Here is a 1696-nt window from a genome sequence, read left to right on the forward strand (position 1 = left end):
CGTGTTGCCTCACGGGATAATGTTACTCCCGGCTAATTGTCATCGACGAATCGTTTGTTGGTGAAGGCTGGCGCTGCGTAGCAGCGTCAGCCTTCACCACTTCAACGTCGGCGCCGCTGAGTATTCGGGTCACCAGTTCCCTCGCTCGATCTGCGCGCCACACTTTTACCCGGCGCTGCAGGGTGCGCAGCTGAGCGCCGGAATACAGGGTGGGAGCCATCGCGGTGAGGCGCTGATATAGCTGCTTTCCTGTAATGCTCGGCTCGTTTTCGAGCCATTCCAGTATCTTGGGCCAGGCATGTTCGAACGGATCTTCGCGAGTACGCCAGTCATGTGGGACGCGCGCTTTGCGGTGATGCGTCGGTCTTATCTCGCCGGCCTGCCACGCTGTGCCTAGACTCGACAGGAATTCCGAGAGCGGGACTTCGCCTGTCGTCGCCGGCGCGGGCAGACCACCGGAAGCGCTGCATTGCGCGACCCGCTGTTGTGCTTCGCGAATCCGATGCAACAAATCCAATGGATCGAGCCGACGGAACCGCGCGCGAAGGCTACGTTTAGTCGCCTCGGGAATAGATGCGGACTGCAGGACGCGCTCAAGCGGCGTCAACGGAACTTCATAGCACTTCGTTACCTTGGCGCCGTGACGAGTCTTCGATTTCAATTTGAATGACGGCTGAAAGAAGTTGATGTACAGCCGTGACACTTGATAAAGAGAGGCAAGCGCTTCAGTGGCTTCAAGACCTCGTAACTTGCCGTAGCCCACGAGACGACGCACGACGGAGCCATTCTTCTGCTCAACCCATGCCTGATCGTTCTTTTTATAAGCACGAGAACGGGTCAGCTCGATCCCGGTTGCTTTGCAGAAGTCAAAGACAGAAGCGTTCATGAAGGCGCTATCGTTATCACAATCCAGGCCGCGTAGCGGAAACGGCAAGGCACCGCGAACCTGTTCGACGTGCTCAAGAACGAACGACGCGCTGCGAAACGGCATAGCGAGACACTCCGTCCAACCTGTGGCGATATCTGTCATCACGAAACTGTGTACAAACTCACCGTCAATCTTGGTGCCTCCGCAATGCTCAACGAAATCGACCTCCAGAAAACCGGGCAGCGGGTTATTCCAATCGGTGAAGGTTCGAATGGGCACTGCGCGGCGAATCGCATTGCCAATTCCACCAGCTCGGCGGCGCTGGCCGCTGAAAGCTTGCTCGCGCACATCTCGCAGAAGCCGATCAATGGTAGCGGCGCTGATCTGCTTGAGCCGCTGGCGCAAGTCCTTCGATAGCGATAGATGCCCATGCCGTGTCATCGAGTCGATCAACGTAGGGATGAGCGCTTTCAGCCGCTTGCCGCAGATCCGATCGGCGGCCTCCCATAGCAGGATCAGTGCGGCATGAACGTCATCGTCATAGCGTCGCTGTGGGCCGGGCTTCGTCTTCGCCGGCTGCTGCTCCCGGCAAAGCACTCGGATTGCGTGCTTACGATGATAGCCCGTCAATTCAACGAACTCGTCCAGGATCTGCCGCTTGTCGTTCCGTTCAGAACGGCGGTACCGTTCGCCGACTGCCTCGATCAATTCCCGCCTTGTTGTCATTCTGAGCCTCGTCATAAGTCGCTCCCGCCAGCCGTCTGACAGGTAGCAAAATACTTGAGGCAACGAGCCTAGCTCGGTAACAAAAAACCTGAGTCAATGCGC

General features: G+C 57.5%; 1 protein-coding gene. It reads right to left on the reverse strand.

The window, feature by feature from the left end:
* Positions 1 to 22: 22 nt before the first annotated feature.
* Positions 23 to 1609, reverse strand: coding sequence for a transposase (locus B0G73_RS39910; protein ID WP_258194193.1), 1587 nt, complete (start codon positions 1607 to 1609; stop codon positions 23 to 25).
* Between the last annotated feature and the right edge of the window lie 87 nt (positions 1610 to 1696).

Source organism: Paraburkholderia sp. BL25I1N1, assembly GCF_003002025.1.
Lineage (GTDB): Bacteria > Pseudomonadota > Gammaproteobacteria > Burkholderiales > Burkholderiaceae > Paraburkholderia.

Coding starts and splice junctions, on each gene's coding strand:
- B0G73_RS39910 (WP_258194193.1), bottom strand. CDS start 1,609: ATGACGAGGCTCAGAATGACAACAAGGCGGGAATTGATCGAGGCAGTC.